The sequence below is a fragment of the Methanofollis aquaemaris genome, from assembly GCF_017357525.1.
Lineage (GTDB): Archaea > Halobacteriota > Methanomicrobia > Methanomicrobiales > Methanofollaceae > Methanofollis > Methanofollis aquaemaris.
The window spans coordinates 2,122,905-2,149,214 of the sequence record NZ_CP036172.1 but is presented as its reverse complement, the minus strand read 5'-3'; the positions used below and the strand labels follow the sequence as shown (position 1 = coordinate 2,149,214).

Annotated in this window: 29 protein-coding genes, 2 tRNA genes and 1 pseudogene; 9 read left to right on the top strand and 23 right to left on the bottom strand. The window is 60.7% G+C overall.

Translation table 11 applies throughout. The annotated features are described in order from the left end of the window. Positions 1–17 precede the first annotated feature (17 nt). From RJ40_RS10350 to RJ40_RS10340, 3 genes are all read right to left on the bottom strand, one after another. Positions 18–1,136, bottom strand: a complete 1,119-nt coding sequence (locus RJ40_RS10350) for a DUF354 domain-containing protein (protein WP_265580773.1) — start codon at positions 1,134–1,136, stop codon at positions 18–20. A gap of 54 nt (positions 1,137–1,190) precedes the next feature. Next, positions 1,191–2,231 carry a glycosyltransferase family 2 protein gene (locus RJ40_RS10345; protein ID WP_265580772.1) on the bottom strand — a complete coding sequence of 347 codons (1,041 nt, stop codon included), beginning with the start codon at positions 2,229–2,231 and terminating at the stop codon, positions 1,191–1,193. Positions 2,232–2,911: 680 nt separating this feature from the next. Next, a complete protein-coding gene (locus tag RJ40_RS10340) occupies positions 2,912–3,127 on the bottom strand; it encodes a hypothetical protein (RefSeq protein ID WP_265580770.1) in 216 nt (71 codons plus the stop codon). Between the two features lie 1,496 nt (positions 3,128–4,623). Between RJ40_RS10340 and RJ40_RS10335 the strand changes: the two genes are divergently transcribed. Together RJ40_RS10335 and RJ40_RS10330 are read left to right on the top strand one after the other, a co-directional pair. Beyond that, positions 4,624–4,896 (top strand): hypothetical protein, encoded by a 273-nt coding sequence (locus tag RJ40_RS10335; RefSeq protein WP_265580768.1) that lies wholly within the window; start codon positions 4,624–4,626, stop codon positions 4,894–4,896. Beyond that, the gene (locus tag RJ40_RS10330; protein WP_265580767.1) at positions 4,893–6,536 is read left to right on the top strand and encodes a DUF4129 domain-containing protein; all 1,644 of its coding nucleotides are present in this window, start codon (positions 4,893–4,895) and stop codon (positions 6,534–6,536) included. The genes RJ40_RS10335 and RJ40_RS10330 overlap by 4 nt, the downstream gene beginning before the upstream one ends. Here the strand turns inward: RJ40_RS10330 and RJ40_RS10325 are convergent. The 6 genes and pseudogenes from RJ40_RS10325 to RJ40_RS10295 all read right to left on the bottom strand — a co-directional run bounded on the left by RJ40_RS10325 (position 6,514) and on the right by RJ40_RS10295 (position 9,853). Next, entirely contained in the window at positions 6,514–7,854 is a 1,341-nt protein-coding gene (locus tag RJ40_RS10325) for an SLATT domain-containing protein (RefSeq protein WP_265580766.1), read from the bottom strand. The genes RJ40_RS10330 and RJ40_RS10325 overlap by 23 nt on opposite strands. Position 7,855: 1 nt before the next feature. Next, a complete protein-coding gene (locus tag RJ40_RS10320) occupies positions 7,856–8,428 on the bottom strand; it encodes a HEAT repeat domain-containing protein (RefSeq protein WP_265580765.1) in 573 nt (190 codons plus the stop codon). Between the two features lie 161 nt (positions 8,429–8,589). Further along, a pseudogene (locus RJ40_RS13030) lies at positions 8,590–8,906 on the bottom strand (HepT-like ribonuclease domain-containing protein). A gap of 31 nt (positions 8,907–8,937) precedes the next feature. Beyond that, complete coding sequence (locus RJ40_RS10305; RefSeq protein WP_265580764.1) at positions 8,938–9,246, bottom strand: nucleotidyltransferase family protein; 309 nt, start codon at positions 9,244–9,246, stop codon at positions 8,938–8,940. Between the two features lie 418 nt (positions 9,247–9,664). Next, positions 9,665–9,737, bottom strand: a tRNA-Asp gene (locus RJ40_RS10300). 11 nt (positions 9,738–9,748) lie between these two features. Further along, positions 9,749–9,853 (bottom strand) — tRNA-Tyr (locus tag RJ40_RS10295). A 178-nt stretch (positions 9,854–10,031) separates the two neighbouring features. Here RJ40_RS10295 and RJ40_RS10290 point away from each other — a divergent pair. Beyond that, positions 10,032–11,516: a 2-isopropylmalate synthase gene (locus tag RJ40_RS10290; protein ID WP_265582563.1), complete on the top strand. Its 1,485-nt coding sequence runs from the start codon at positions 10,032–10,034 to the stop codon at positions 11,514–11,516. Between the two features lie 633 nt (positions 11,517–12,149). Here the strand turns inward: RJ40_RS10290 and RJ40_RS10285 are convergent. From RJ40_RS10285 to RJ40_RS10230, 12 genes are all read right to left on the bottom strand, one after another. Beyond that, positions 12,150–12,509 carry a prefoldin subunit beta gene (locus tag RJ40_RS10285; RefSeq protein WP_265580763.1) on the bottom strand — a complete coding sequence of 120 codons (360 nt, stop codon included), beginning with the start codon at positions 12,507–12,509 and terminating at the stop codon, positions 12,150–12,152. Next, entirely contained in the window at positions 12,502–12,744 is a 243-nt protein-coding gene (locus tag RJ40_RS10280) for a KEOPS complex subunit Pcc1 (RefSeq protein WP_265580762.1), read from the bottom strand. Before RJ40_RS10280 ends, RJ40_RS10285 begins: the two co-directional genes overlap by 8 nt. After that, positions 12,737–13,135 carry a Brix domain-containing protein gene (locus RJ40_RS10275; RefSeq protein WP_265580761.1) on the bottom strand — a complete coding sequence of 133 codons (399 nt, stop codon included), beginning with the start codon at positions 13,133–13,135 and terminating at the stop codon, positions 12,737–12,739. The genes RJ40_RS10280 and RJ40_RS10275 overlap by 8 nt, the downstream gene beginning before the upstream one ends. After that, on the bottom strand, positions 13,132–13,284 hold the full coding sequence (locus tag RJ40_RS10270) for a DNA-directed RNA polymerase subunit P (RefSeq protein ID WP_220681115.1): 153 nt from the start codon (positions 13,282–13,284) through the stop codon (positions 13,132–13,134). The genes RJ40_RS10275 and RJ40_RS10270 overlap by 4 nt, the downstream gene beginning before the upstream one ends. 5 nt (positions 13,285–13,289) lie before the next feature. After that, entirely contained in the window at positions 13,290–13,580 is a 291-nt protein-coding gene (locus RJ40_RS10265) for a 50S ribosomal protein L37ae (RefSeq protein WP_220681114.1), read from the bottom strand. 43 nt (positions 13,581–13,623) lie between these two features. Next, entirely contained in the window at positions 13,624–14,328 is a 705-nt protein-coding gene (locus RJ40_RS10260) for a ribosome assembly factor SBDS (protein WP_265580760.1), read from the bottom strand. Positions 14,329–14,335: 7 nt separating this feature from the next. Next, a complete protein-coding gene (gene psmA, locus RJ40_RS10255) occupies positions 14,336–15,079 on the bottom strand; it encodes an archaeal proteasome endopeptidase complex subunit alpha (protein ID WP_265580759.1) in 744 nt (247 codons plus the stop codon). Next, a complete protein-coding gene (locus tag RJ40_RS10250; RefSeq protein WP_265580758.1) occupies positions 15,079–15,561 on the bottom strand; it encodes an Rpp14/Pop5 family protein in 483 nt (160 codons plus the stop codon). The genes psmA and RJ40_RS10250 overlap by 1 nt, the downstream gene beginning before the upstream one ends. Then, positions 15,558–16,193 (bottom strand): RNase P subunit p30 family protein, encoded by a 636-nt coding sequence (locus tag RJ40_RS10245; RefSeq protein WP_265580757.1) that lies wholly within the window; start codon positions 16,191–16,193, stop codon positions 15,558–15,560. The genes RJ40_RS10250 and RJ40_RS10245 overlap by 4 nt, the downstream gene beginning before the upstream one ends. Positions 16,194–16,222: 29 nt before the next feature. Then, on the bottom strand, positions 16,223–16,813 hold the full coding sequence (locus tag RJ40_RS10240; RefSeq protein ID WP_265580756.1) for a 50S ribosomal protein L15e: 591 nt from the start codon (positions 16,811–16,813) through the stop codon (positions 16,223–16,225). 238 nt (positions 16,814–17,051) lie between these two features. Next, a complete protein-coding gene (gene moaC / locus RJ40_RS10235; protein WP_265580755.1) occupies positions 17,052–17,525 on the bottom strand; it encodes a cyclic pyranopterin monophosphate synthase MoaC in 474 nt (157 codons plus the stop codon). Further along, entirely contained in the window at positions 17,518–18,906 is a 1,389-nt protein-coding gene (locus RJ40_RS10230; RefSeq protein WP_265580754.1) for an NAD(P)H-hydrate dehydratase, read from the bottom strand. Before RJ40_RS10230 ends, moaC begins: the two co-directional genes overlap by 8 nt. A gap of 349 nt (positions 18,907–19,255) precedes the next feature. Here RJ40_RS10230 and RJ40_RS10225 point away from each other — a divergent pair, with 349 nt between their 5' ends. The 6 genes from RJ40_RS10225 (at position 19,256) to pyrI (ending at position 23,643) form a co-directional block, all read left to right on the top strand. Then, on the top strand, positions 19,256–20,641 hold the full coding sequence (locus RJ40_RS10225; RefSeq protein WP_265580753.1) for a single-stranded-DNA-specific exonuclease RecJ: 1,386 nt from the start codon (positions 19,256–19,258) through the stop codon (positions 20,639–20,641). Between the two features lie 94 nt (positions 20,642–20,735). Beyond that, the gene (locus RJ40_RS10220; protein ID WP_265580752.1) at positions 20,736–21,209 is read left to right on the top strand and encodes a PUA domain-containing protein; all 474 of its coding nucleotides are present in this window, start codon (positions 20,736–20,738) and stop codon (positions 21,207–21,209) included. Between the two features lie 35 nt (positions 21,210–21,244). Further along, positions 21,245–21,556, top strand: coding sequence for a nascent polypeptide-associated complex protein (locus tag RJ40_RS10215; RefSeq protein ID WP_394357382.1), 312 nt, complete (start codon positions 21,245–21,247; stop codon positions 21,554–21,556). After that, entirely contained in the window at positions 21,553–22,284 is a 732-nt protein-coding gene (locus RJ40_RS10210) for a methyltransferase domain-containing protein (protein WP_265580749.1), read from the top strand. The genes RJ40_RS10215 and RJ40_RS10210 overlap by 4 nt, the downstream gene beginning before the upstream one ends. Before the next feature lies 1 nt (position 22,285). Then, positions 22,286–23,185: an aspartate carbamoyltransferase gene (gene pyrB / locus RJ40_RS10205; protein WP_265580748.1), complete on the top strand. Its 900-nt coding sequence runs from the start codon at positions 22,286–22,288 to the stop codon at positions 23,183–23,185. Then, on the top strand, positions 23,182–23,643 hold the full coding sequence (pyrI, locus tag RJ40_RS10200; RefSeq protein ID WP_265580747.1) for an aspartate carbamoyltransferase regulatory subunit: 462 nt from the start codon (positions 23,182–23,184) through the stop codon (positions 23,641–23,643). Before pyrB ends, pyrI begins: the two co-directional genes overlap by 4 nt. A gap of 296 nt (positions 23,644–23,939) precedes the next feature. Here pyrI and RJ40_RS10195 read toward each other — a convergent pair whose 3' ends face one another. Together RJ40_RS10195 and RJ40_RS10190 are read right to left on the bottom strand one after the other, a co-directional pair. Continuing rightward, positions 23,940–25,604 (bottom strand): M56 family metallopeptidase, encoded by a 1,665-nt coding sequence (locus tag RJ40_RS10195; RefSeq protein ID WP_265580746.1) that lies wholly within the window; start codon positions 25,602–25,604, stop codon positions 23,940–23,942. A gap of 10 nt (positions 25,605–25,614) precedes the next feature. Continuing rightward, entirely contained in the window at positions 25,615–25,974 is a 360-nt protein-coding gene (locus RJ40_RS10190) for a BlaI/MecI/CopY family transcriptional regulator (RefSeq protein ID WP_265580745.1), read from the bottom strand. Between the last annotated feature and the right edge of the window lie 336 nt (positions 25,975–26,310).

Below are 26,310 nucleotides of genomic sequence, written 5' to 3'. Positions count from 1 at the left end.
GCCCATAAATCTAGTACTCACGATACACCACCCATAGCAGAGGCACCGGAGTATTGCATCTCCGGATGCTCTCTCATCTCCGCAAAACTCTGTGGATAATTCTCAACAAGCCAGACCATGAAGGCCGTCAGGTCCATCTTTTCCTGCAACAGAGGCTCTCTTCTCCGGGCCCACTCAGTCTTAAGGTCTGATGACAGAAGCAGCTCACGCACTTTCGATAATACCGAAATTCCATCTTTGCAGTTGTAAATAAGGTGATATCGCTCCTCCAGCTCAACAAAGTTCCCCATATCATTCTTGCCGACAAAACTATTGCAACGTACAGCAGGGGTTCCCAGCAGAGCCGCCTCCGTGGTCATGGTCTGTGAGTCCGAGACGAAGATCTTCGCATAATGGAGGAAGTCGTGCATTCTCTCCGGGGGGATGGGGAGACGGTACTTCTCAAACTCTGGAGGCAACGGAGACTCTGAAGATATGAAAACACGACACGATTGTTCAAGTTCCCTGATCAGGGCATGTTTATCCTCCAGTGTGAGCCCACCCTGACCCATGTCATGATAGGCACCCCAGGCAACAAACCGGACCAGGGCATAGTCATCTTCTGGAGTCAGTCCCGCGATGTTCAAGACATCAGGGTTCGGAGAAAAACGGAGTGGGTGGAGGGAAGCGAGTTCCTTGTAACTATTGACACGAACCTCTTTTTCTCCATAATCATGCTGCACTGAGGAAAGGGTGAGGATGACATCGGTAAATGGCAACGTGATGGTATCGGCAATCGGGTACTTCGCGATCTCAGGTTCTGAATCGGTAAAGGTGACCGACACCTTCCCGAGGAGCCGCGCCGCATGGGCCGTTGCAGGGTTCAACACCCCAAGGAGAATATCTGGATTGAATTTCCTTGCGATGCGAATAATGTCAAAATCCCTGAATGTCCACTCCTTTATCAGGTTCAATGATCCCGTGCCTTTTTTGCCCACAGGAATATATGGAATATTGTACGCCTTCAATAGTTGAGTAACGACGTCTTTATCACGGGCTGTAACAAGAACACGATGCCCTCTTTTCTCCATCTCCCAGATAAAATTCTTAAAGAGATGAACATGGGCTGGATGTCCCATATCAATAAGAATCCTCATTATACCCCCATCAGCACCTTAAAATTACTGAAATTCCCATTACTCTCCATATATTCATGAACTCTGCTGCCCATTCGCCTGCATATCAAAAAACATCGCAAAGAACAGACACTGCGCTCCAAACACAAACACCAGAAACGACAACACCCCATGCACAAACAGCACCGGGTAGCCCATCGCAAACTTCTCCCACAACGCGATCAACCCCCCCAGCATCCCAAGCGGCGTGAGCACCGCCCCGGCGACATAGAAGAAGACGAGGGGGTGGAAACTCATCTGGACGTACTTGGTCTTGAGGCGGAAGAGGAAGTTGCCGAGGAGGAGGTGCGAGACCTTGGGGATGTAGGTGGAGTAGCGGATGCCCGACTTCTCCCGGCCGTACCTCGCGGGGATGGCGACGTCCTGCACCCGCATGCCATAGATGTTCAGCCAGACCAGGAGATTGTTGCAGTAGCCGTAGCCCTGGTAGACATGGTCGAGGGGGAGGGTCGCAAGGGCCCGGGTCGAGACCGCGGTGTAGCCGTTCTGCGGGTCCATCATCTGCCAGTAACCGGAGGCGATCTTGGTGAGGAAGGTGAGGACCGAGTTGCCAAAGCTCCGCCACTTGCTCATCCCGGTCCGGTAGTCTTCGCTGATGAGGCGGTTGCCCTTGGTATAGTCGGCCTTGCCGTCGATGATGGGATCGAGGAGGGAGGGGAGATAGGCGGGGTCCATCTGGTTGTCCCCGGCCATGACGGCGACGAGATCCATCTCGTCCTCGACGGCACGGAGATAGCCGGAGGTGATCGCCGCCCCGACGCCGCGGTTCGGGTCGTGATGGATGGGGACGATGCAGGGGTCGTGGCGGGCGTAGGCGTCGATGATCACACCGGTCCGATCGGTCGAGCCGTCGTCGACGACATAGACCTTCTCGACATACTCGGGGATCCCGTCCAGGGTTTCCTTGATCAGGTTCTCCTCGTTATACGCCGGCACGACGACCGCGACCCGCCGCCCGCGGTAGCAGGTTTCCTCATCTACCCCGGCCGCGGCCGAAGGCCGACCCTCGACCGCACCTCCGCCGCCGAGGGCCACACTCTCTGTTCCGATTGTCATCCACCCGCTTTCCACTCACTCACCCTCACATCAGCCCCCACCCACCCGCACGGCCACCGGTCAAGGGACCGGGCATCCCCCTAACACCACGAAACGGCGTGTGAAGGGGGAAACGTGCAAACGGACGGGGCATCACAAATATTGGAGATTATTTTCATTACATTATAATATAGGTTGTGGTAATTGAGGAGAAATAAAGGAAACAAATTCAAAAATTATATATGATCCAGGGTGCGGGGGGTGCAAGGGGGAGAGGACAGGGCACAGACCCCACCCCACCATGCCCCTCCAACCCGCGGCGGGGGCACGACAGCCCGGACCGGGAGGTCTCCTGGCCCTGCGCGAGGCAGACGCCAGGGAGCGCGGCACAACCCTTGCGGGCAGAGAGACCCGAAATAATTGTGACAGATCCCGGAGCAGAGAAAGATGCCAGAACTCTTCCGGCCACTCAACGATCGAGACGATGTGGACGGCCCGGCCTCGATGGTTTTCTCTGCCGACTCCGACATGGGAACGATCGTCTCCTCAGCGAAGGTGTGCGCGTGTCCAATCGCCCCGGCAGAACCCCGCCACCATGGTGGCAGAGAGTGCGTCACCTGGACGGCGAGGACGATCGTCCGGCCCGACCTGACCGAAAAGTCGCACTCTGTCCCGGGGGTAGAAGACCGCACCGTACTTCTTCATAGGACGATGCAGTGGTCTTCGACAATGCTGTGGGTAAGCCATGGGTCGTTCGCCATCGAGAGGAGGAGCGGTTCATCCGTGGTGATGAAAAGGATAGCCCTGCCAGGCACACACACAGGAGAAGGGAACAGATGATCAGGCACACCCGCGTCGACTTCCCGATCCTGCTGCACCGACGAGAAGAAGTGTCTCCATGCATCAGGGTACTGCATCAGAGAGGAGAAGAAAGTCCGGGGGAATGTTCAAACCCTCCGAAACTTCGGGATATACTTGATGAGGTCATCCCGGAACTCGCCTGGCCCTGAGAGGTGAGTGGAAGAATGTTCTGAAAGCACGGTGTCGTTCCAGAGATTAGTGCCGCCCCGCCTCTATCTTCGTCGTGGGGGGGTCTCCCCCCGGGAGGAGAGAGAGGGAACATGCTTTGTTCTCTCTGTGGGCGGCACGTCGGATCGATCTGCCTTCCTCCGTCAAATCGCGCCGGGGACGCCCCCCGGCATGTCGGTTAAAGCAGGGGAGGAAAAGTCTCGATCCTGATGATGGATCGAGACCTGGAGACTTCGGGGTATGTTCGATGATAATCCGACGGTGTAGAATCAGGCATGAACCCCGGGCTCAAGCATACGCGATTGAACATATTCTGAGCAGCGCTTCAGCGTGTGGGCGGATCTCCATGCTCTCACCAGATGCGCTGCCCCCGACCCCGGGGGATGGCGACAGGGGCGGGAAGGCACCATCGACGAACTTGAAGAGAGGGGTACCGTCCGTCGCCTATCTTCGCGTTGGGGGGAGCGGGGGCGGCAAGCCCCCCGCAGAGATAGTCATCCAGAGCATTTCTTAAAAGCCGATAATCCAGGAAAGTCTCGATTTTGATCGACGATTTTTCCCGCAGGTTAGGGAGAGCACACCAGGAGAACTCTTCCGGCCGACGCCCATACAAAGCCCGCAGGAAGAGCGTTTTTCGGCCAGAAACCGCACCCACGCCCTTGAAATCGCGCCGATTTCCTGCCGGACACAAGGGCCGTAGACCGGCGGTATGCACAGGGCCGGGCAAAAGCTATCCCTGCCACGCATATGGGCCCTCCAGAGGGCGGGGTAAGCAGACGGATATCCCGGCATTTCATGAAAAAGTCTCATTCTCAGGGGATCACACAATATGCCCGATATGGCCCCGGATCGAAGGGGCCGACCCCAAAATAGAGGCATATCCGGTCGGATTTCCATCGGAGCGGGGGCGGCCCCCTGCACCCGGACCCCCGAACGAAGATAGGGGCGGGAAGGCGAAGGGGAGATCGTGAAGAGGGCGTTCCCATCCCCGATGCAATCAGATACGTGGAGAGTTCGGGAAATCCTCCCCCGGATTTTTCAAAGAACCACCTTGAACTTCGTTTCATAAGCGATTCTACAGGATCCAGAAATATGCATCCGTCCGGATCCCCCGGTGAATGCGAGAAGCACTCACTCGTGTTCCCGATCAGAGACCGGAAGGACGGGAATGATAGCCCTTGCCCCCCATCCCGGATGGAGGACAGGATCTGCGAAGCCAATATATAGCACGAAGAGAGGAAGAGGACAGAGAGAGAGGGCCGCGTGGGAGATCATATCGGGAGAACCAATTAAAAAGGTTGCGGTTGGAGGGGAGACATATCTGCCATATTTTTCAGAATACAAGGGGCGATTTCGCAACATTAATCCGGGGTAATGAGAACGTATGAACGCAATGAGCAATACCAGGTACCTCGCGGCCTGCCTCTTTGCCCTGTGGTTCGGGATCATCGCCTTCTTCATGCTCCTCAACCGGGCCCTCGACCTTGAGGTCTACTTTGTGCTCGGGCTGATCGGGCTGCTGGTGCTGGTGGTGCTGATCGATTCTCCCTTCGTCCAGCCGCGTTCCATGCGACGGATCAAGGTGCTTATCGCGATGGGCGTGACAGTCTTTGGGTATATCGTGGTGATGAAAGTCATGGAGATCATCGGTTCATGAAACGCATCCTCCTTGGCGTGCTGATCGTGGCCTGCCTGGCCCTGGTCGCCTTCCATGCGCAGGAGCCGATGCTGTACACTGCGGAGAACACGAGTTCGATCGGCGAGGTTGACCTCTCGGTGGCCGAGAAGATGGACCCGAAGAAGGCGGAGACGGTGATGCCCCTCCTCGAGGAGATCCTCGGACAGGGAGGCCCGGTGGTCCTCTCGGTGAAGGTGAAAGACTGGGAGAGTGCGCAGAAAGAACTGGAAGAGTACGCCGAGATGACCAGGTCCATGGACAACCTGGTCCTCTCCCTCGACCTCTCAGGGACCGACATCAACGAGTTCAGAGAGAAGAGCCGGGAGAACCGGGACGCCCTGGAGACCCTGGTGAACGGCACCGCACGCCTCGACCATCTCAAGCAGCTGGAGGTCACCTACCGGGACAGTGACAACCCCTCGATGTATTATTCGGTTATCTACGAGGAAGAGGCGATCAAAAAACAGCTTCAGGAATCGTATAAGACCTACTCCGGGCATAGCGACGATCTCTCCGCCATCGGCGAGAAGTACGAAACCGATACCGCGAAATTAAAAGACAGCGTCGAGACCTACGGAGAGATCGTGGGAGGTCTCGACAACGGCACGTCCAGGCCAGGCATCCCGGCCCCGGGGATCGGGATCTCCCTGGCGCCGACCGAGGCGAAGTTTGGCGACCTCGTGCGATGGCACGGCACGCTCGGAACCCGGACGGAAGGGACGGAGATTGAGAGTTACCTGGACAGCAGGCCCTACGAGACCACCGTCACCGGCGCCGGCGGGGAGTACGCCTTCTCATACCCGATCGAAAAGACCAGGGCCGGGCCGCACCTGGTGTATGTCCAGTCGGACAGGTCGGCCTCAGACCTCGTCCCCTTCAGCGTCCTCACCTCGCCCTCCAACCTCAGCCTCCAGGTGACGGCCGAGGACGAGGTCGTCACATGCACCGGGACACTCACCGCAAACGGACGCGGCGTCGACGGCGCCAGGGTGCAGGTCATCGTCGACAACGCCGTCGTCGCGAGGCCGGTCACCGGAAAAGAGGGAGATTACGAGGTCGAGGTCTCGCTCAAAGCAGGAGAGCATCGTTTGAGAGCCGAATTCACCGGGGAGGAGTACCCGCTCTGGCCCTCGTCGAGCGAGGAGATCCCGGTCCAGACCGGTTCCTCCCCCTTCTCTCCCCGAAACCTCATGACCATCGGCGGAGGACTGGCCATAGGCCTCCTCGCCGGCGTCGTCTTCCTGCGCTGGTCAAGGCGCAGGCCCGACGTTGCTCCGGACACAGCACACAGAGACGAAGAGATAAGCGTGACAGCAGAGGAGACCGCGACCGGAGAAGTACAGGCCCCGACTATACCACAGACCCCGGAAGAGGCGGCGGCCAGGCTCTGGATCGACCTTGCCGATGCCGCCGGGATCGAGTACGACGTGAAGAACCCGCGGTCACAGACCCCGCGCGAACTCGTGAAGGCCCTCAAATATACCCCGGGAGCGGAAAGTGCGGGGGCATTTGTGAAACTCTACGAGCGTATACGCTATGCCGGGGACCGGTGCACCTGGGAAGAGGTCGAGGAACTCGAACGACTGCTCGGTGTGTTCAGAGGCTCTCGAGTTCCCTGAACCGAAAGACCGCCTGCCACTCCTGCTGCTCCCGCAGCATCGCCTCGTCGGCCCGGCCGAGGAGGGCGCAGAGGGTGGACATATCCTCGGCCTCCCTGATCTCGAGGGCGATGGATGAGAGGCGGTTGAGCATCCGCGAGGCCCGCTCGGCGGTCTGCCGGTACTCGCGCTGAGTCCGCACCGCCCCGAGGGTTGCCGCGACCGACGGGAAGATGAGCGTCGCCGCGGCGAGGAGGGGGTCGTACCCATGGCCCGCACCCGAGGCATGGGCAGCGGCGGCGATGAGCGTGGCGATGAAGAAGAACTCCCCGGCATAGAGGAGGCGCTCGAACCAGGCCCGGTTCCTCCGGGCGGTGCCGGCATACCAGGCGACCTGCCGGTCGATCCAGGCCGAGAGGAGGAACTCTTTGAGAGGACCGAGGGGCATCGAGAGATAACAATACTCGATTGGACGGGTTTCGAGCAGCCCCTCGAAGGCCCGGGTCATCCAGTCATCAGAGGGATGGGAGAGGGTGAGGGCCGGGTGGGCGTCGGGCAACTCGCACCTGATACAGACAAAACAGAGAAAGAGCGCCGAACGCATCCGCTCGGCAAGGAGACGGTAGTCGAGCCACTTGCGGTGCCAGTCCAGAGTCCGGGCGGCGATGAGGAGAAAGAGGGCGGCGGCGATCTCGGCCACCTCGAACCAGATCACCTCAGGATGTTCAGGGAGAAAGAGGATCTGGAGGGCGACGGTGGCGATCGCCGCGGTGGCCAGGGCATAGACCGCGGTCCCGGCGCCGAGGTGGCGACGGCGGTACCGGTCGGCAAGGAGCCGGGTGCGGATATACGACGGAAGCAGCGAGCGGTTCAGGGGCTCGAAGAGCGCGGGGGAGAGGCCGGCCTTCCGCAGGGCAGCACGGACATCAGCCGACCAGAGAGCAACCTTTTCATCGATCGTTTTTTGATTGACCTCTTCGGCATTGAAATCATCATAGGCCCTGAGGTTTTCGAGGATCCGGTCGCCATGGATCTCGGCGCTGACCTGGCCCGCAGCGGAGATCAGCAGTGCGGTCCGGCCCGCGGCCCTTGCGGCGGCGAGGGCACCGTCCGCGGCACCTGAGACGATAAGAAGATCGCACTCGCGGACCAACTCTTCGAGGGAGACGACCTGCCGGTGGGCGTCGGTGCCCGGCACCGGGCCCGGACCGGTCGAGAGAGCGAGATAGGTATGGGGAGTATGGGCGAGGATGTCGTCGAGGCGGGCCAGGGCCGGCGCCAGGTTGCCGGCACCCGAGACACCGATCTGTACCGTGAGGGGGACGGCAAACCGGTCCATCTCACGGTCGGCCGAGGGCGTCCCTCAATGCCCGCCTGACCGCACCCGAGGGTTCGTCGACAAGGGCCTCTTCCAGGACCGCCTCGGCCCCGCCGATCTGCCCGAGGGCCGTCGCCGCCGCCTTCCGCGCCGGGGGGTTGGGATCGCGGAGGAGGGGCAGGAGTGCCCCTCTCGCCGCCGGGTCGGCGATCTGGCCGAGGGCCTTTGCCGCCATGTAGCGCACGTGCTCCCGTTCGTCCTTGAGCGCTCTGACGAGCGGGGCGACGGCCCGCCGTTCTCCGATCAGCCCGAGCCCTTCGGCGGCACGATACCGGACCCGCCAGTCGGGGTCGCGGAGGGCGGCGAGAAGGACCGGAAAACCCGCCGACCCGCAGGCGACCAGCGCCCGCATCGCCTCGGCCCGCACCTCCTTGTCGGGGTCGCGGAGCGCCGTCTCCAGCGCCCCGACCGATGAAGCGCCCCCGGTCTTTCCCAGAAAGATGGAGGCCATCCTCCGGATCCTGGCCTCCTCGGCCCCGCCGAGGGCGAGGCGGAGGGCCTCCCCGGCGAGGTCGTCGGTCTGTTCATGCTCCATGCACACCTATCGTTGCTCGTGGGTGAAGAAGGCGTCGGGGGATCACGGGATGGGGACCGTGCCCGAGAGGAGGCATGAAGGGTCTCCGGCGATCCGATGGATGCCCGGATCAGGTACAGCCGCGATTCTCCCGGAGATATCCAGGCAGTTGGATATCTCTTTCACTCGCGCTTGCTCTCTTCTTCATCACATCGTTCGAGCAAACCACCGATAAGAAGTTTTTGTGCCGGGATCTCATGCGTCAGCACATCCCAGACGATCTCCCAGTCCACGCTGAAATAGGCATGGATGAGACGGTCCCGCATCCCGGCCATCCCCCTCCATGGAACCCCGGGATGAGCCTCCCTGAAGAAGGAGGGAGGTGCTTTGTCGCCTCACCGATCACCTCGATGCTCCGGAGAACCGATCGTTTCAGCACCTCGTCATGGACAAGGTCGTCGTAGGTGATGGCGCTGCACTGCTCCTCCAGAAAGACCATCTCGTCCAGAATATGGTGAAGATACACCCCTTCACGCTTCACACCAGATCACCTCATCCTCAATGTACGGGCGGAGATAGGGGTCGATCCCGCGGGTGGTGACCAGGTCCACCCTCCGGCCGAAGAGGGCTTCGAGGTACCGGATGAGGGCCATGAAATTCTGGAACGTGGCCCCCCCTTCTGCAAAGTCCACAAGGATATCGATATCGCTCGTCGGCGTCTCTTCTCCCCTGGCAACAGACCCGAAGATGCCGATCCGCTTCACGCCAAAATGTTCCCTGATCCAGGCCGATCGCTCCTGCAATCGCCTGAAGTCGTCGGTCTGGAGGTGAGGTCTCACTCTTATCGAGAGGATCTGGGAGATGGCGATATATATAGATCCCGCACCGCCGCCCCGGACAGAGGTTGAATTGATGTCAGGGAATCGGCAATCAAGGGCGAGCCATTCGATGGAGAGGCATCCATACTAGCAGGCACACAAAAACAGAATCGAATACTTCGTCAGCATGGGCCTCGGCCCATTTCTTCATCTCCCTTCCTTCTGGAGTGCTATATTTCTCGGGGTTAGCCATGTAATCCTCGAAGCGGCGGGCGTCCTCGCCCTCCAGGTACAACCCTCATTCAATCGTGGGGACGGCCATCTCTATCATCTCCTACGCGATGCGGTCAGGCAATATGCTCTCACACCCGCCACTTAGACATTTCTTTCCGAACGGCACCCAGGACTGAGAAGAATCAAGATCACAAAAGAAGGTAAACGCCCAGGACGGAATTCGAATCCGTGTCGGTGCCGTGACAGGGCACCATGATAGGCCGCTACACTACCTGGGCATACAGCAAGATCCCGCCTCCCGGATTCGAACCGGGGACATCGCGGTAGCCGCGCGGTCACTTGAACAGTGAACCAAACTACAGCCGCGCACTCTACCAGTCTGAGTTAAGGCGGGTTTGTTGTGCTACATAGGTGGGTCAGTCTTGTTATTAAAGGTATCGGCGGCGTGCGATGCTTGAGGGCGCACCTATATATACCGATACGTCTCTTTCTGTGTATGTCTCGCAACAACGCAGGCACACCAACAACAAGGGGGTATCGTTTTCTTTGCCCCTGGAAACGCGCGTAAATCAATCGCTCTTTTCGACACCACGCTGAGAGACGGCGAACAAACGCCAGGCGTATCCTTCACCACCGAGCAGAAGGTCGAGATCGCCGGGCAGCTCGCCGGGATCGGGGTGAAGATCATCGAGGCCGGGTTCCCGGCATCCTCGGCAGAGGAACGGGAGGCCGTCAGGGCCATCGTCGCCGCGGGGACCGGTGCGGAGATCTGCGGGCTCGCACGGATGCGCAGAGACGATGTCGACGCCTGTCTCGACTGCGATGTCGATATGATCCACCTTTTCATCCCGACCTCGAAGGTCCAGCGTGAGCACACTGTGCGGATGAGCATGGACGAGGTGCTCGCGGCCACCGCCGAGGTCGTCGGCTATGCCAGGGAGCATGTGGACCATGTCCTCTTCTCGCCGATGGACGCCACCAGGACCGACTGGGACGACCTGGTCAGGGCCTGCCGGACGGCTGTGGAGGCCGGGGCCACGGTGGTGAACATCCCCGACACCGTGGGGGTGATGACCCCCTCGGCAATGAAGGAGTTGATCACCCATGTCGTGAAAGAGGTGAAGGCTCCGATCGACGTCCACTGCCACAACGACTTCGGCCTCGCCGTCGCCAACACCCTGGCGGCGGTGGAGGCCGGGGCCTCCCAGGTCCAGGTGACCGTGAACGGGATGGGCGAGCGGGCCGGGAACGCCGACCTCGCCCAGACGGTGATGGCCCTGGAGGCGATCTACGGGATCGGCACAGGCGTCGAGACCTCACGGCTGGTCGAGACCTCGCGGCTCGTCTCCCGCCACGCCAACTTCGCGGTCCCATCCCTGCAGCCGGTCGTCGGCGAGAACGCCTTCGCCCATGAGAGCGGGATCCATGCCCACGGCGTGCTCGAACATCCTGAGACCTTCGAGCCAGGGGTGATGACCCCCGAGATGGTCGGGCACCGGCGCCGGATCAAGTTCGGCAAACATGCCGGCCGGCACGCCGTCAGCCAGATGCTCGCCGACGTCCACCTCACCCCGACCGACGCCCAGCTCGACCAGATCCTGGAGAAGGTCAAGGCCTTCTCAGGGCGCGGCCGCCGGGTCACCGACGCCGACCTCTATGCAATCGCCGAGGAGGTGGTGGGGATGGGCGCCGTGACCCCGTCGGTCCAGCTCTCCGACATCTCGGTGCTCACCGGCACCCACGCCCTCCCGACGGCCTCGATCCGCCTGGTCGTCGACGGGACCGAGAAAGTGGCGTGCAGCACCGGCAACGGCCCGGTGGACGCTGCGATGCGGGCGATCCTCGGGTGCCTGCCCGAACCCGTACACCTGAAGGAGTTCTCCATCGAGGCGATCACCGGCGGGACCGACGCCATCGGGCATGTGACCATTGCGGTGGAGGACCGGGCAGGCCACATCTTCGACGCCTCGGCCTCCTCAGACGACATTGTCACCGCCTCGGTCGACGCCATGATCAATGCCGTCAACCTGGTCAGACGGGTCGAGAAAGGGGAGTGAAGACAAGGGGGAGGGGGAACCTCCCCTGATCTTTTTTTGGGATAGAGAGTGCAAAAGAGGGCTTCTGGATGGATCTCTCTTCAGGGGGTCGCTCGAAGGGATCCGGTCCGGGATGGATCAACGATGTGCCTGAACAAGTTTTTAGAATCGTTCCTGAAGCGAACGCACGCCTAAAACATACTGGAAGAAAATTTCTCGTCGTTTGATCACTTATTTTCATGACAGATGAACTGGTGGAGACCTCACTCCATCCCCGTCCCCACCTATCCTCGTCGTGGGGGGTCCGGGAGGTCTCCCCCTGGCGTGAAGGAAGGCGAGCGATCAGGCTCTCGCCGCGGCAGACCCGCTCCAGGATACGCCCATATCGTCCCCCGTTTAGGTACAAACCCCTCAATCCGGGACCATATCGGCCCACTATTCAAATCTAACCGGAAAAGCCATATTTTCTCCAATACGGAAAAGAGACCGGCCCTCACAAAGCCCACAGAAGACCAATATGATCCACGGTAATATAAAACGCCCATAGGCCCCCGGTACGCCCCTCAAAACGGCGGAAGAGAGGTCCGGATCGGGGACGGATTTCCAATGCCCAGGCTACGGAGAGACCCAAAACGAACAAAAAAAGAGACGACCTTATGCCGCCTGCTGCGGCCCGCCGATCGCCTGCTTGACCTGGGCCTGGAGCTGCTCGAACTTCATCTGGAGCGCCTTCTCCTGCTTCTCCAGCGACTTGATCCGCAGTTCAAGCGTCTCGGCCTTCTCGGTGAGCGAGGCGAGCACCGTCGCCTTCTCCTGCTGCATCATCACGGTACCCACGTTCACAAAGACCGGGGCGTCGTCCGCGACCTCTTTGAGTTCCTCGACAGCACGGTTCGTCTCCTTCACCGCCATCTCGTACTGGGTCTTCTGCCCGACCACCGTCTGGACCTGCTGCTGGATCTGCTGGAGCATCGCAAGCTGCTGCTGCACCTTCGGGGAAATATTACTACTCATGCCTGATCATCTCCTGAACTTCATCTGCCACATTGATCAACCGGAGCCACATGTTCAGCGCCGCCCGCAGAGCGTGGACATCCTCGGCCTGCACCGAGAGGACCAGAGTCTCTGGATCAGGGAGGGCGACCGCCTCGCGGGACCGCGAGCCTGCCACCTCCCCTGCCTCAGGGGCGAGGGCCCGGTACAGGAAGGGTGCGGCAGGCGTTTCAAAAGAAAAGACCGCCTCATGCATCCGGCACCACCTCGAGAACGACACGCTTCTTCTGCTGACCGTCATAGATGACAAGCGGCTCTGCGGCCTCGACCAGCTCTGCTTCACAATATCTTTTCAGGACATCATAAACCGATTGGTCTGAGACGCGGAGCGTCCGGACGATGGGGCCCTCCCGCTCGGAGAGTGTCACCTTCCCGACCAATGCATCAAAAATGATCGTCCCTTCTTCTACGATCTGGAGCCGGACCTTCCCGTGCTCACGCGAAAAAACGATAACCGGCTCATCGCCAAGGGCCGCAAATCCCGTCTTCCCACGGGGCATGTACCTGGCACCCGTCGCAAAAGCGAGGTGCCGGGCAAGCGCCCGCAGGTCGTGCGCCGCCTTTCTTGAGGTGGTGACGACGGTCATTGAGCCTTCAGCTCTTTGATCCCGGCCCCTCTTTCCTTAAAGAGGATACGGTGCCCGCAGTAGGGGCAGCGGATCTGCTTGCGCCCCTCGGAGTCGATATCGATCTCCACCTTCTGCTTGCACCGCGCACACTTATATGAACCAGCCACGCCGTTTACTCCTGCGACTCAATGGCACGCTCGATTGTCCTGAGCGCCACGCGCAGCGACGGGGTCTGCGGAGCATAGGCGCCACCGGCGAACTTGAACCCGCACTTGCGGCATTCCCAGATACCGGTGCCGACCCGCTTCACCGCGACATGGTCGCAGCGGGGACAGGTGTGCGTGGCCTTCTGGACCTTCTCCACCTGAAGCACTCTTTTACGGATGAACCTGCCGTAACGCGGCCCGAATCTACCGGCACTTCCGGTGACTTTACCTTTTGCCTTCTGTTTACGCCTCGCCATTCTGGTTACCCCTGATTATGTCTTACTAGGTTACACTTCTGGATTAATATACTTGTTCAAGCACCTTGACCTCGCCGTCGCCCCTGGAGAGACGGTTGACCAGCGTGTAAAGATCGTTCTGGACCCCGGCCGGGATGCGGCAGACGCAGATCCAGGACCCGTCGTTCTGCCACTCCTCCCGCTCGATCGTCACCGAGGCCTGCATCTCGCCATAGGCCTTGGGCGCATAGTCGGCCGGGATCCGCACCGCAACCCGCAACTCCTCGAAACGGATCGGGATGATCGGACGCAGGGCCTTCATCGCCACCTTCACCTGCTCCTCCACCGACTTGAAGGGATCGATGTTCACCCGTGCCTCCTCCATCGCCATCTCGATCCGCTGCGGCGGGTGCGGGAGTTTGGTCTGCGGGTTGACGGCGTTGCGGGCGATGTAAGTGATCACCTGCCGGCGCCGCTCCTCGATCATCTTCTTGCGCTGTTCTGAGGTGAGGTGGATCTCACCCTTCGTGAGGATCCGCCGGGCGATCGGCTCGAAATCGGTCGTCTCGAAGACCTTCTGCAGGGTCTCTTCCGAGGCCCGGTCCCCATGGGCAAAGTTCTCAAAGATCGTCTCGGCCGCGACGACGTCCTCGATCGAGACGTCCGCACCCTGCCGTACCTGCTGCGCAAGATCGGGGTCGACCCCGATCTCGAACCGCTCGCCGTGGCTCTCCAGACGTGCCACCACTGCCCGGTCAAGCGGGATCATCGGTCACTCACTCCTCGCCGGCCGTCGTCTCAAACTCAGTCTCGTCGACGAAGGCCTTCACTTCTTCTGGTTCCATCTTGCGGAAAGCCGGGTTCTCGACCTCGATGACCCCGATCTCGACCGTACTGACATCGAACTTCCCTTCGGTCGCGGCATGAAGGGCCTTGAGTCCAAGGTGCACCCCCTGCTTGACGTCTATCTCGGGGTCGTACTCTTCCTCGAAGACCTTCATCACCGCTGCACGGCCGATCCCGATCCCGGTGGCCTTGTACTCCAGGAGCGTCCCCGAGGGATCGGTCTCGAAGAGGCGACACTCGCCCTCTGAGACCCCCGCGATGAGCAGGGCCGTCCCGTACGGACGTGCCCCGCCGAACTGGGTGTAGACCTGCATGTGGTCGCAGATCTTCTTGGCCAGGGTATCGACATCGATCGACTCGTCATAGGTGACCCGGTTGATCTGAGCCTCGACCCTCGACCGCTCGACCAGGAGCCGGGCGTCCCCGACAAGCCCCGACGACGCGACACCGATGTGGTCGTCGATCTTGTAGATCTTCTCGATCGATTCCGGTTCGAGCAGGCGCGATGCCACCCGCTTGTCGACGAGGAGGATCACCCCGTCCTTGCACTTGATCCCCACCGCGGTGGTCCCGCGCTTGACCGCCTCACGGGCGTACTCCACCTGGTAGAGCCGGCCGTCCGGGCTGAACACCGTGATGGCCCGGTCATATCCCATCTGATATTGTGGCTGCATTAGATCTCCTCTCTCTCACTATCTGTCAAAAAGACTATGCTCTCTCCTTTAATATCTTCCTGTAACACATCAACCTTATGCCGTCCGTATCTGAACGCCGGCACCCCATTTTCACCATAGCGCGCTTCTTCGGGTTCAAAGCGCCCCGAGTCACGTTCCAGTCGACACTTGAGCGCGGCAATGGTCCCGGAGGTCGCAACCGTCCGCAGGGAGACCCGCTCCCCCCCGACGGCCGTGACGGTAGCACAGGCGACGACCAGATCGTCCTCTGAGCCCCGTCGACAGCGGACGACAGCGTACTCGCCTGCCGAGTAGACCACCGCCGGTTCGATCCCGGCGGCACCGACATCTCCGAAGAGAGAGGTGACCGCCTCGTTGACCGCGAGGTACAGCGCCTTCTGCCCGACCGCCCGCCATGGCGGGAGAAGCCTGACCAGAAGGTATCGCCGTTTGGCACGGAGGGCCTTGGGTCTCGCCCTCATGCCACCACCCTCACCGGGCCCTGGCGATCGAGCAGCCCCTCCACCGTGGAGAGGGCAGCCCGTACCTCGTCCTCCTCCATCCCGAAGAGGGAGCAGAGCCCCACCGTCTCCCGCACGCTTCTGAGGTCGAGGACCGAATGGGCGTTACTGGCGATGCAGAATGAGAAGCCATACTTCCGCTGGAGACCAAGGAGGTCGGCATACCGCCCGAGCACCTTCTGCCGCTCCCGGCCGCGCCAGGCGACGATGGGGGCGAGGTCGATCTCGACGGCCACCTCATGTTCGGCCGCGGTCCTCGCAGCCACAAAGTCGAAGGCCCGTCTCGGGGCCCGGTGCATCCCGCGGATCACATCGACCCCGCCGGTCGAGAGCACCGCCCGGTTGAATCCGTCGTCCCCCCCTTCGACAAGGACCAGGGCGTCAGCAGGGACGCGGCGTACGCTCCGTGCGACGTCCCGGGGGGTCCGCCCCCTGATCAGGACGCCCTTCACCACCTTCACCCCGAAGAACTCCCCTGCACCGGCGGTTGAGACGAGGGTGTCAAAACCACAGGCACGAGCCTCGAGGGCGAGGCGAGCGGCGGTCGTGTCGCCTGAAGGATAAGGATGCACGCAGGCATCGGCATACGCCATCGGTGCACTCCGAAAAAATAAAGATTGGGTTACTTGCCGCGGTTCGCGTTGGACCTGATGCTCGGGCGGGTCTTCTCGGTACCCTTACCCCTGCGACGCATGCCCCGGCCCTTGTGACCTGCCGACGTCTTGCCGCGCTCGGCACGGCCGCGCTGGTTGGCGTTGGCCACCCAGGCGAGCGACGGATCGTTCCTGACCGACGGGTGACTCCCATCGACGAGGATGATCTCGTACCACTTGTACCGTCCGTCCTGACCAACCCAGTACGAGTTGAGGACTTCCATGTTCGGGTACTTCCGGGAGGCGCGCTCCTCAGCGATCCGCTGGATGCTCTTGCCGCCGGTGATCCGGCGCATGCCCATCCTCGCGGTCCTGCGGCCGCGGATGTATCTGGACTTCCTCCGACCGCCGCGGCGGATCCGGGCACGAACGACGATGACGCCCTGCTTGGCCTTGTAGCCAAGGGTGCGTGCACGGTCGATACGGGTCGGGTGGTCCAGACGGACCACAGCACCCTCACGCCGCCAGGTCTGCATCCTCTCCCAGAGGAGGGCCTTGACCTCGCTGGCTTCAGGGTTCTTCCACGCCTCACGGACGTAGGAATACATTGACTTTGCCATTCGTATTCACCTCAAGGTTCGGCGCTTTCGCGCCACATTCCTCAACGGGACGGATCCCGTGGTTCTGTATAATTAGGTATCAGGTGGTTATTATTGTTCCGAAGACCGGTCCGGAGAGAGGAGGGGATCGATTCTGATCGTTCTTCACGATATGGCAGCGGGCAGGGAGGTCCATGCCGCCCCTGCCTCTCCTCTGTCCGTGGGGGGACCGGGAGGCGCAACGCTCCCCCAACAGCACTCAGACCGTGCCCTTCCTCTTCTCGATCACCCGGATCCCCTCGATCCTGGTGACCGGGTACTGCCCGTCCTCGTCCTTCTCTGCGGACTTGACCATATCCCAGACGGTGAGCAGGGCGGCGGAGACGCCGGTGAGGGCCTCCATCTCGACACCAGTCTTGCCGTACGAACGGACGCTGACCTTCGCCTCGATGGCGTCTTCCCCGGTCTCCTCAAACTCGACCTCCACGCCGCCGAGAGCGAGGGGGTGGCACATCGGGATGATCCTGGGGGTGTCCTTGACGGCGAGGGTGGCGGCGACTCTGGCGGTGGCCAGGACATTGCCCTTGATGGTGGTGCCCGAGCGGATCGCCTCCAGGGTCTCGGGGCGCAGGTAGATCCGGCCGGCGGCAACCGCTGTCCGCACCACGTCGGGCTTGGCCGAGACGTCGACCATGTGGGCGCGGTCATCGGCGATATGGGTAAACTCAACCATAGAGCACCTGTGGGATCTTTTCGAGCATCTCTGTTGCGGTCATCCCGGCGTCCCGCCCGGCGGCGGCAGCCTCACCGGCGAGACCGCTCGCGTACGCCGCGAGGCACGCCGCATCGAAGGGGTCAAGACGACAGAAGAGCCCCGCCGTCAGCCCGGCGAGGACGTCCCCGGTCCCGCCGACGGTCATGGCCGGACAGCCGCTCCGGTTGAAACGGACGCGCCTCCCGTCTGAGACGATGTCCACCGCGCCCTTGAGGAGGACGGTCGCGCCCTCCGGCACCGCAGCCCTGACCGCCCTCGCGCGATCGGCAAGCCCGGCCGGGAGAGTGACTCCGGTCATCCTGGCAAACTCCGCGGCGTGTGGGGTGTAGATCGTCTCCTGCCCTGCGGGCAGGGGGAGGCGGAGGGCGTCGGCGTCGAGGACGAGCCGCCGGGCATGCGGGGCGAGGGCCGTCACCACCGCGTGGCTCTTGGTCCCGAGGCCGTTGCCGCAGAGGACGACATCGGCACGCTCGGCGAGCGGGACCAGCGTCTCCAGGTGTTCGGTGCCGATCTGCCCACCGGCGAGCGGCACCTGGATGAGGTCGGGGGCCTGGAGCGCCACCGGCGACGCAACCCGCACAATGTCGGCCCCGGCCCTGAGGGCCGCGAGGGCCGCGAGGTACGGGGCGCCCTGGTACGGCCCGCCGCCGACGACGAGCACCTCGCCGCCCACACCCTTGTGGGCAGCCGACCCCTTCGGCCTGAGCATCATGAGATCACCGGGACCGGTGCAGACCTCGGCGGCGAGCGGGATCCCGATCTCCGCCACCCGGCCGCCCGGTTCCTTTGCTCGGTGGAAGGTGACGATGAGGTCTGAACGCGCCCCCGGCGTCGGGACGTCGGTCGTCACCACGCGGGCGGCACTCGCGTTCATGAGCATGACCATCGTTGCCAGGGGCTCCCGCGGCGTCCCCATAACCCCGGTGCCGAGCATGGCGTCGACGATCACGTCGGCCCGCTCGAAGAGCGGGGCGAGGGCCTCCACCTCGGTGGGCAGGCGTACCTCATGGAGGGCGGCCGGGCAGGCGCGGAGGGCGGTGAGTTGAGTGAGGAAGCCAGGCGTGGCCGAGCCGCACGCCGGGAAGATCACATCCACCTCACAGTCCTGGAGGTGGCGGGCGACGGCCAGGCCGTCACCGCCGTTGTTCCCCCGCCCGCAGAGGACGAGCACCCGCGACGGAGCAGACTCACGCACCGCCGCAACGACGGCACACCCGGCCGCCTCCATCAACTGGAGACCCGAGACCCCGAGGGCCATGGAATTTTTATCCACCGCACGCATCCGTCCGGGCGTGATCGTCCCGGTCTCACAAAACTCCTGCAACTCCCTGAAGTCCATGATCTAACCTTCTCAAAGCGTCCTTTTTCGCGGTTCCTCCATAGATAATTTTGGCTCTGGTGTATCAGAGTCGAGAGCACGCCCCAGGCGTACCGCATGAACATTTTTCATAGCAGTTCTTCAGGAGATGGAGAGATCCCTGACCCCTCTCAATCGCGACAGGGCGGCGAGGGGGTACGTAGCACCCCGGCGCGAGATTGCGGTGAAGATCCTACGATGGAGGACGGCACGTCGGATCACTCGCCTTCCCACCATTCACACCCCGGAATAAAAATTCACCACAACTATTTTTCCCAGAACCAGACCCCGATCCAATGAACTAAATGACAGCGACAAGGTACATACAGCCATGACTCTTGAGGGCGAGGTGCGCGAGGCCGCAGACCGGATCCTGAACGCCGACGAGGTGACCGTCATCTCCCATATCGACGCCGACGGGATCACCAGCCTTTCGGTGCTGATGCAGGCCATTACCCGTGCCGGGGTGATGGCGACCCCGGTCTTTCTCCGGCAGCTCGAGCCGTTGATGATGCACCGCGTCCCGAAGGACGACAGCCTCAAGGTCTTCTCAGACCTCGGGGCAGGACAACAAAACCTCCTCGAAGAGCACGGCCTCGCCGAGGACGAAGTGGTGATCGTCGACCACCACGTCTCACAGGAGGTCGACACCCCCTACCTCCAGGTGAACGCCCTCCCGTACGGCCACACCAAGTTCTCGGCCGCCGGGGCGGCGTACCTCGTCGCCAGGGCGATCGACGCCGACAACCGCGACCTTGCCAAACTCGCGGTCATCGGGAATGTCGGCGACATGATGGCCAGAGAAGACTGCGGGCTCATCGGCCCGGCCAGAGAGATCGCCGGGGACGGGATCGAGTACGGGAACGTGACCGCCAGGCGCGACCTCAACCTCTTCGGGATCTCCACCCGCCCCCTCCACATCTGTCTTGCCTACAGCGACGAGACCCCGGTGCGGGGCGTGACCGGCAACCCCCAGGGCGCCCGCCGGTTCCTGGAACTTCACGGGATCCGGACCAGAACCGATAGCGGACGATGGCGGGTCTGGGAAGACCTCGACGACAGCGAGCGCCAGACCATCACCTCGGCCCTCACCGAGCAGGTCGTCGCCGACGGTGGGGACGTCGAGAAACTCACCGCCGAACTCTACCTCTTCCCCGACGAGGCACCCCAGACCGCACTTCGCAATGCCGCCGAATTCTCGACCCTCCTCAACGCCTGCGGGCGGTGGGCCAGGCCCGAGATCGGGGCCGCGGTCTGTGCCGACGACCGGGGCGTCGCCCTCCGGGAGGCCGAGCACATGCTCACCCACCACCGGGCGACGATCAAGGAGTTGATGCACTATATCCTCAAGACCGGCGTGGAAGAACTCGGGGCGGTCCAGTACATCCATGTGGGCGACCGCTTCCCCGACACCGTCGTCGGGATCGGCGCGGGAATGGCCCTCTCCAAACTCAACCAGGACAAACCGGTCCTGGTGATGTGCTCGCTCCCCGAAGATCCCTCGCTCACCAAAGTCTCGATGCGGGCGACCGACCGGATGGTCGGGGCTGGCCTCGACCTCCAGGCGGCACTCATCGAGGCGGCCGCACCCTTCGGGGGGGCGGGCGGCGGCCACGCCATCGCTGCGGGTGCGTATATCCCCAGGGAAGCGGAAGAGGAGTTTCTCGGCCTGGTGGACGCGTGCATCGGGCGGCAACGCACCCGGGGTCAGGCCTGACCCACGGATGCATTATATCGGCTGAAACACAAGTACTGACCGACCAGCCCCGCGGGGCATGCATGTCAGGATCTGGTACAGGAGTCTGTGTGTTGTGATAGGAAGATCAGGAGCGCGCGCGCTGGAGCAGGTCCGGACCATCGCCGACTTCCAGTTCGGACGGGGGGCAGGCGAAGCCCTCTTCCCTGAAGGGTGCCGGTTCGTCAGGTCGAAGACCAAACGGGTCAGACAGGTGATGCTAGAAAATCAGCGGCTCGTCACGGTCAGGGCCCAGGACGGACGGTTCACCCTCGGGATCGAAGGAGCCCGACGGCTCCGGGCCGCCATCCCGGCCCCGGCCTACCGGGTCGTGGTGATGGAGGACGCCGCCGAGTTCGTGGCGCAGGGGAAGAACGCCTTTTCCAAACACGTCGTCGCCGCCGACCCCGGGATCCGCCCAGGCGACGAGGTGCTGGTGGTGCGGGAGGGCGACGACCTTCTCGGCACCGGCGAGGCCGCCCTCTCGGGCGACGAGATGATGGCATTTGATTACGGAGTAGCGGTAAAAGTACGGAAAGGAGGGAAGTAAACGTGTTTCCAGGCGGTAAGATCAATCCAAAAAAGATGAAGCAGATGATGAAGCAGCTCGGCATGCAGATGGAGACGCTTGAAGATGTCAAGCGGGTCGTCATCGAGACCGAGAAAGGGGACTATGTCTTCGACGAGGCCGAGGTCGTCGCCACGATCATGCAGGGGACCACCACCTACCAGATCAACGGCGAGGCGCGGTTCGAACCGGCGGCCGTCGAGATCCCCGAAGAAGACGTCAAACTGGTAATGGTCCAGACCAACGCCTCTGCAGAAGCCGCAAAAGAGGCGCTCACCGCCACCAACGGCGACATCGCCGAGGCGATCATGCGGCTGAGCGGCGCATGATCCAGGCAGGGGAGCGGCTGCTCCTCGTCTCGAACAAGCGGGAGTACTATGTACGTGCCGGCGAGGGCACCCTCTCCACCGACCTGGGGATCCTCGACCTCGAAGCCCTGGTCGGGGCCGCGTACGGGAGCATCGCCGCCACTCACCTGGGGCACGAGTTCACGGTCAGGCGACCGAAAGCCACCGATTTCTTCAACCATGCCTCCCGGACCGGGGCCCCGATGCTCCCCAAGGACATCGGGATGGTCATCGCCTACACCGGCATGAACAAGAACGACGTCGTTCTGGACGCGGGGACCGGGAGCGGGATCGCGGCGATCTATTTTGGCGGGATCGCCCGGTCGGTCGTCACCTGCGAGATCAGGCCCGAGTTTGCGACGCGGGCCGAGAAAAATATCAGAGATGCCGGGCTTGAGAACGTTGAGGTGCGGGCCTGCGATGTCCTCGACGTGGAAGGAGAGGAATGCTTCGACATCGTCCACCTCGACCTCCCGGTCACCTACGACCATGTCGCCCGCGCCCGCGCCCTCCTGGTGCCGGGCGGGTACCTCGCCTGCTACACCCCCTTCATCGAGGGGATGAACGCGGCCTATGACGCCGCCGCAACGCTCTTCTCAGAGGTGCACACCTATGAGTGCATGGAGCGGGAGATGACGCGGGGCAAGCGCGGCACCAGACCGTCGACGCGGGTCGGACACTCAGGTTATATCACGATTGCAAGGCGGTAAGATGCGGCAGCACATCATCTCAATCAAGGAGTTTGAGAAGAAGGAGATCGACGCCCTCCTCGATCGGGCAGAGACGATCGACCAGGGCAACTATGACCCGAAGGCCCTGGAGGACAAGATCCTCGGGGTGCTCTTCTTCGAGCCCTCGACCAGGACGAGGATGTCGTTCGAGGCGGCGATGGCCAGGCTCGGCGGGGCCTCCATCGACATGGGCGGCGTGGAGGTGAGTTCGGTCGTGAAGGGCGAGACCCTCGCCGACACCATCAGGGTGGTGAGCGGGTATGCCGACGCGATCGTGCTCCGTCACCCCAAGGAGGGGGCGGCACAACTGGCCAGCGAGTTTGCCTCGGTCCCGGTCCTCAACGCCGGCGACGGTGCCGGGCAGCACCCGTCCCAGACGCTCATCGACCTGTACACGATCAGGCAGGCGATGCCGCTCGAAGGGATCGATGTGGGACTCCTCGGCGACCTGCGGTACGGGCGGACAGCCCACTCGCTCGCCTACGCCCTGACGCAGTACGACGTCACCATCCACACCCTCGCCCCCGAGGGCCTGGAGATGCCGCCCAACGTCGTCGAGGAACTGCGCGAGCGGGGTGTCGAGATCGTCGTCCACGACGAGATCGGTGAGTTCACGCGGGCACTCGACGTGATGTATGTCACCAGGATCCAGCGGGAGCGCTTCCCCGACTCGGCCTCGTATTATGCGGTGGCTTCGAGCTATCGGGTCACCCCCGAACTCCTGACACAGGCGAAGGAACAGATGATCGTCCTTCACCCCCTCCCGCGGGTCGACGAGATCGATTCCCGGGTCGACGCCCTCCCGCACGCAAAATATTTCCAGCAGGCGAGGAACGGCGTCCCGATCAGGATGGCCCTCCTCCTGGAGGTGATGGGATGAAAGACGAACCGCGGGTGCTGCAGATCAGCCCGATCAGGAACGGAACGGTGATCGACCATATCACCGCGGGCGAGGCCCTCAATGTGCTCAAGATCCTCGGGATCACCGGGACGACCGACGAGTGTCTCTCCATCGCCACCAATGTGGTGAGCGAGAAGTCGGGCAGAAAGGACGTGGTCAAGATCTCAGACCGCGAACTCTGCACCGAGGAGGTCGACCGCATCGCCCTCATCGCTCCCCAGGCCACGATCAACATCATCAGGGACTATCTAGTCTGCGAGAAGATGGGGGTCGAGATCCCGAAGGTGCTCCTGGGCGTGGTCAGGTGCCCGAACCGGGGGTGCATCTCCAACACCAACGAACCGATCAAGAGCAGGTTCGAGGTGACGAAGCGGGGGCTGCACTGTCTGTACTGTGATTGGTACCTGACGGAAGATATTCCGGGGCATATTATCTGAGGATTTTTTTCCTCTTTTTTTTGCGGTGGGAGAGCGGCGAGGAGGCCGGATGAAATCTGGTCGAAGGAAGGGGATCGCCCCCGGGGATTGCGATAGGGGGGGAAGGCGGGCGGGGAATTGTTCAGAGGGGGTCTCCGTCCTCTGCCGGTCCATCACGGAGGGGCAAGGGTGTGATCAGCTCTTCATATTACTCCAGAAGAGGGATTCAACAGAGCCAATTTTATCAAGATCGGAACTGCAATCTCCAGGCTGAAAAAACCCTGGATACCCCTGACGAGAGGAGAGGAAGCAGTCACTTATTCTTCTTCCACTCCAATCAACTTTCCATTTTCGTCATAAATCGTATGAACAACGATTTCACCACCACCAACAGACCGATAGGTAAATATTCCACTCGATTTGTTTTCGTCTATAAATATCTGTACCATTTGTCCGTTATAATAGACGTTGCCAACGCTGCCTCCTTCTCGTTCTTTGTACTCAATTCCATATCTCTTATACTTGGAAAACCTCTGTACAACTGATTCGCCCTGTCCAGACCCCCCCGATACGTCCTCTACTACATATGTGTCCGATCCAGACAACATTTTCAAATCAGACAGGTTTCTTTGTGCATATTCCTCCTGGCTATATTTTTCAATTCCTATTAATCCACCAAAAGGATTTACACTCCCATCACCGTTGTCTATCACTTTTCGCGTTGTATGGACGTCAACCATACCATCCGCATTTAGATATTCATAATAGACAGCCGATGTATTGTCATCTAATTCGACACCATCCAAAAAGTATCTGACAAGGTCACCATCGAAACACATTTTATCATTTTCATCAAAAGAAATGCCATATGAACCGTATTTGGATAATAAATCCTGCTCCTCAGGGATATCTCGGATTGTCTGCGGATGATCGTTTCCTTCTACGACTACATATGTGATACCATCGGTGTGATCTCCAATTGCGATTCCGTCGGCGTTAACCGACGTATCTCCGTTCTGGATCTGTGATATCCCTGATGTTGCAAATGCTGCTGCAGTACCAACAACAAGCACCAACGCCAGGACAATACCAAAAGTCGTCGTTTTCTTTGTTTTCATGATGGACACGATCCTTTCTTCAATCGCATTTCTGCTGAAGTTGTTGCATAAAGTAGTCAGTCCGCTTTTCTTTTCCTCCATGGTGATAAGGGTACGAGCATACGCAGATCTCGTCGTCTCACCAAACGTCCGCACGATCGCTTCATCACAGGCAAGTTCGATATCCCGGTTTGCAAGGACATACATCACCCACACCACAGGATTGAACCAGTGAACGCACAGCGCAGCAGCCAGCAGACTCTTTGCCAGCGTATCAAACCGCCTGACGTGCGTGTACTCATGGGCAAGGATATACCGCAGCTGACGTTTGTTGGTATAATCCATTGATTTCGGCAACAATACCACCGGCCTGATGATCCCGTACGTCAGCGGAGCGGAAATTTTATCAGACTCTCTGACCTGCACAGGTCGCCGTGTCGGATGTTCCTGTTGCCACGCAGCCACAAGGTCGCTCTCAACCGGCAGCGCCATCCCGTATTCTCGACGACATCGTACATGCGTGGCGATGAAGAACAGGGCACAGGCGAAGATGCCGGCCAACCATACCAGTGTCAGGGGGGAGACGAACAGAGCAGACGATACTGACGATGCGGGCGTTTCTGAAGCGATAGCAAGAGAGTGAATCCCTTCAGCCGTCGAGATCGGAATCACGACCTGTTCCGAAAACATATTTCCCACCCGGTCTATCAGCGTATAGACGCTAAACCGCGACGGTATGGAAAACGGAACGAGCAAGCGGCACAACACAATACCCCACAGCGCCAAAAATGTTATTTTCGGAACTCTGTGGAGAAAAAGTGCACGGATCACCACGACCACCAGAATGAGGACAGACGCGGAGAGTGTCATACCTATAATCGACATATCCGCCACCTCATTCCAGACTGTTGACAATCTGCTTCAGGCGCTCGATCTCGTCTCTGGACAGATCCTTACGCCCTAATATAGAGGCGACTAGTTGGTCGGCAGCACCGTCGTACATCTTCACAATGAGTTCATTTGTTTCAAACTCCTGTGCTTCTTCTCGCGTGATACGCGGGTGACACACAAAGTGCGGGTCGCTCCTTTGAATCGCTCCTTTATCCACGCACTTTTTGATGACCGTATAGGTAGTCGTCTTGCTCCAGTCCACCTGCTCATTCAAGATTTCTGCAATCTGTTTTGCAGTGGTATCTCCCTCTTTCCAGAGGACATCCATGACCTTCAATTCAGAGTCAAACAACTTGATCGCCATGTGTACGGCTCCTTTGTAGCCCGGGATCGATTGCGAGTGTTCTCGATATTCTACTACAATAGAATGAAAGTACTATGAACATATTTATAGATTTCCATCGGGTCGGGAGGGAAGCGTGAGAATGCCCAGGACTGGTAAAGAACACAGTGGTTGAGATAATACCTTTCAGAAATCTGTCCTACTGCCTATCCTCTCCCATGAAGAGAAGTGTGATGATCCGGCGTGCCACCCCTCATATGGATCACACGACTACTCAGAAATCCAGACAGCAAGATTTCGCAGTGAATGAAATCCCCAATAAGTGACCCTGGCCCTGATACCTTCTCTGTGATCACA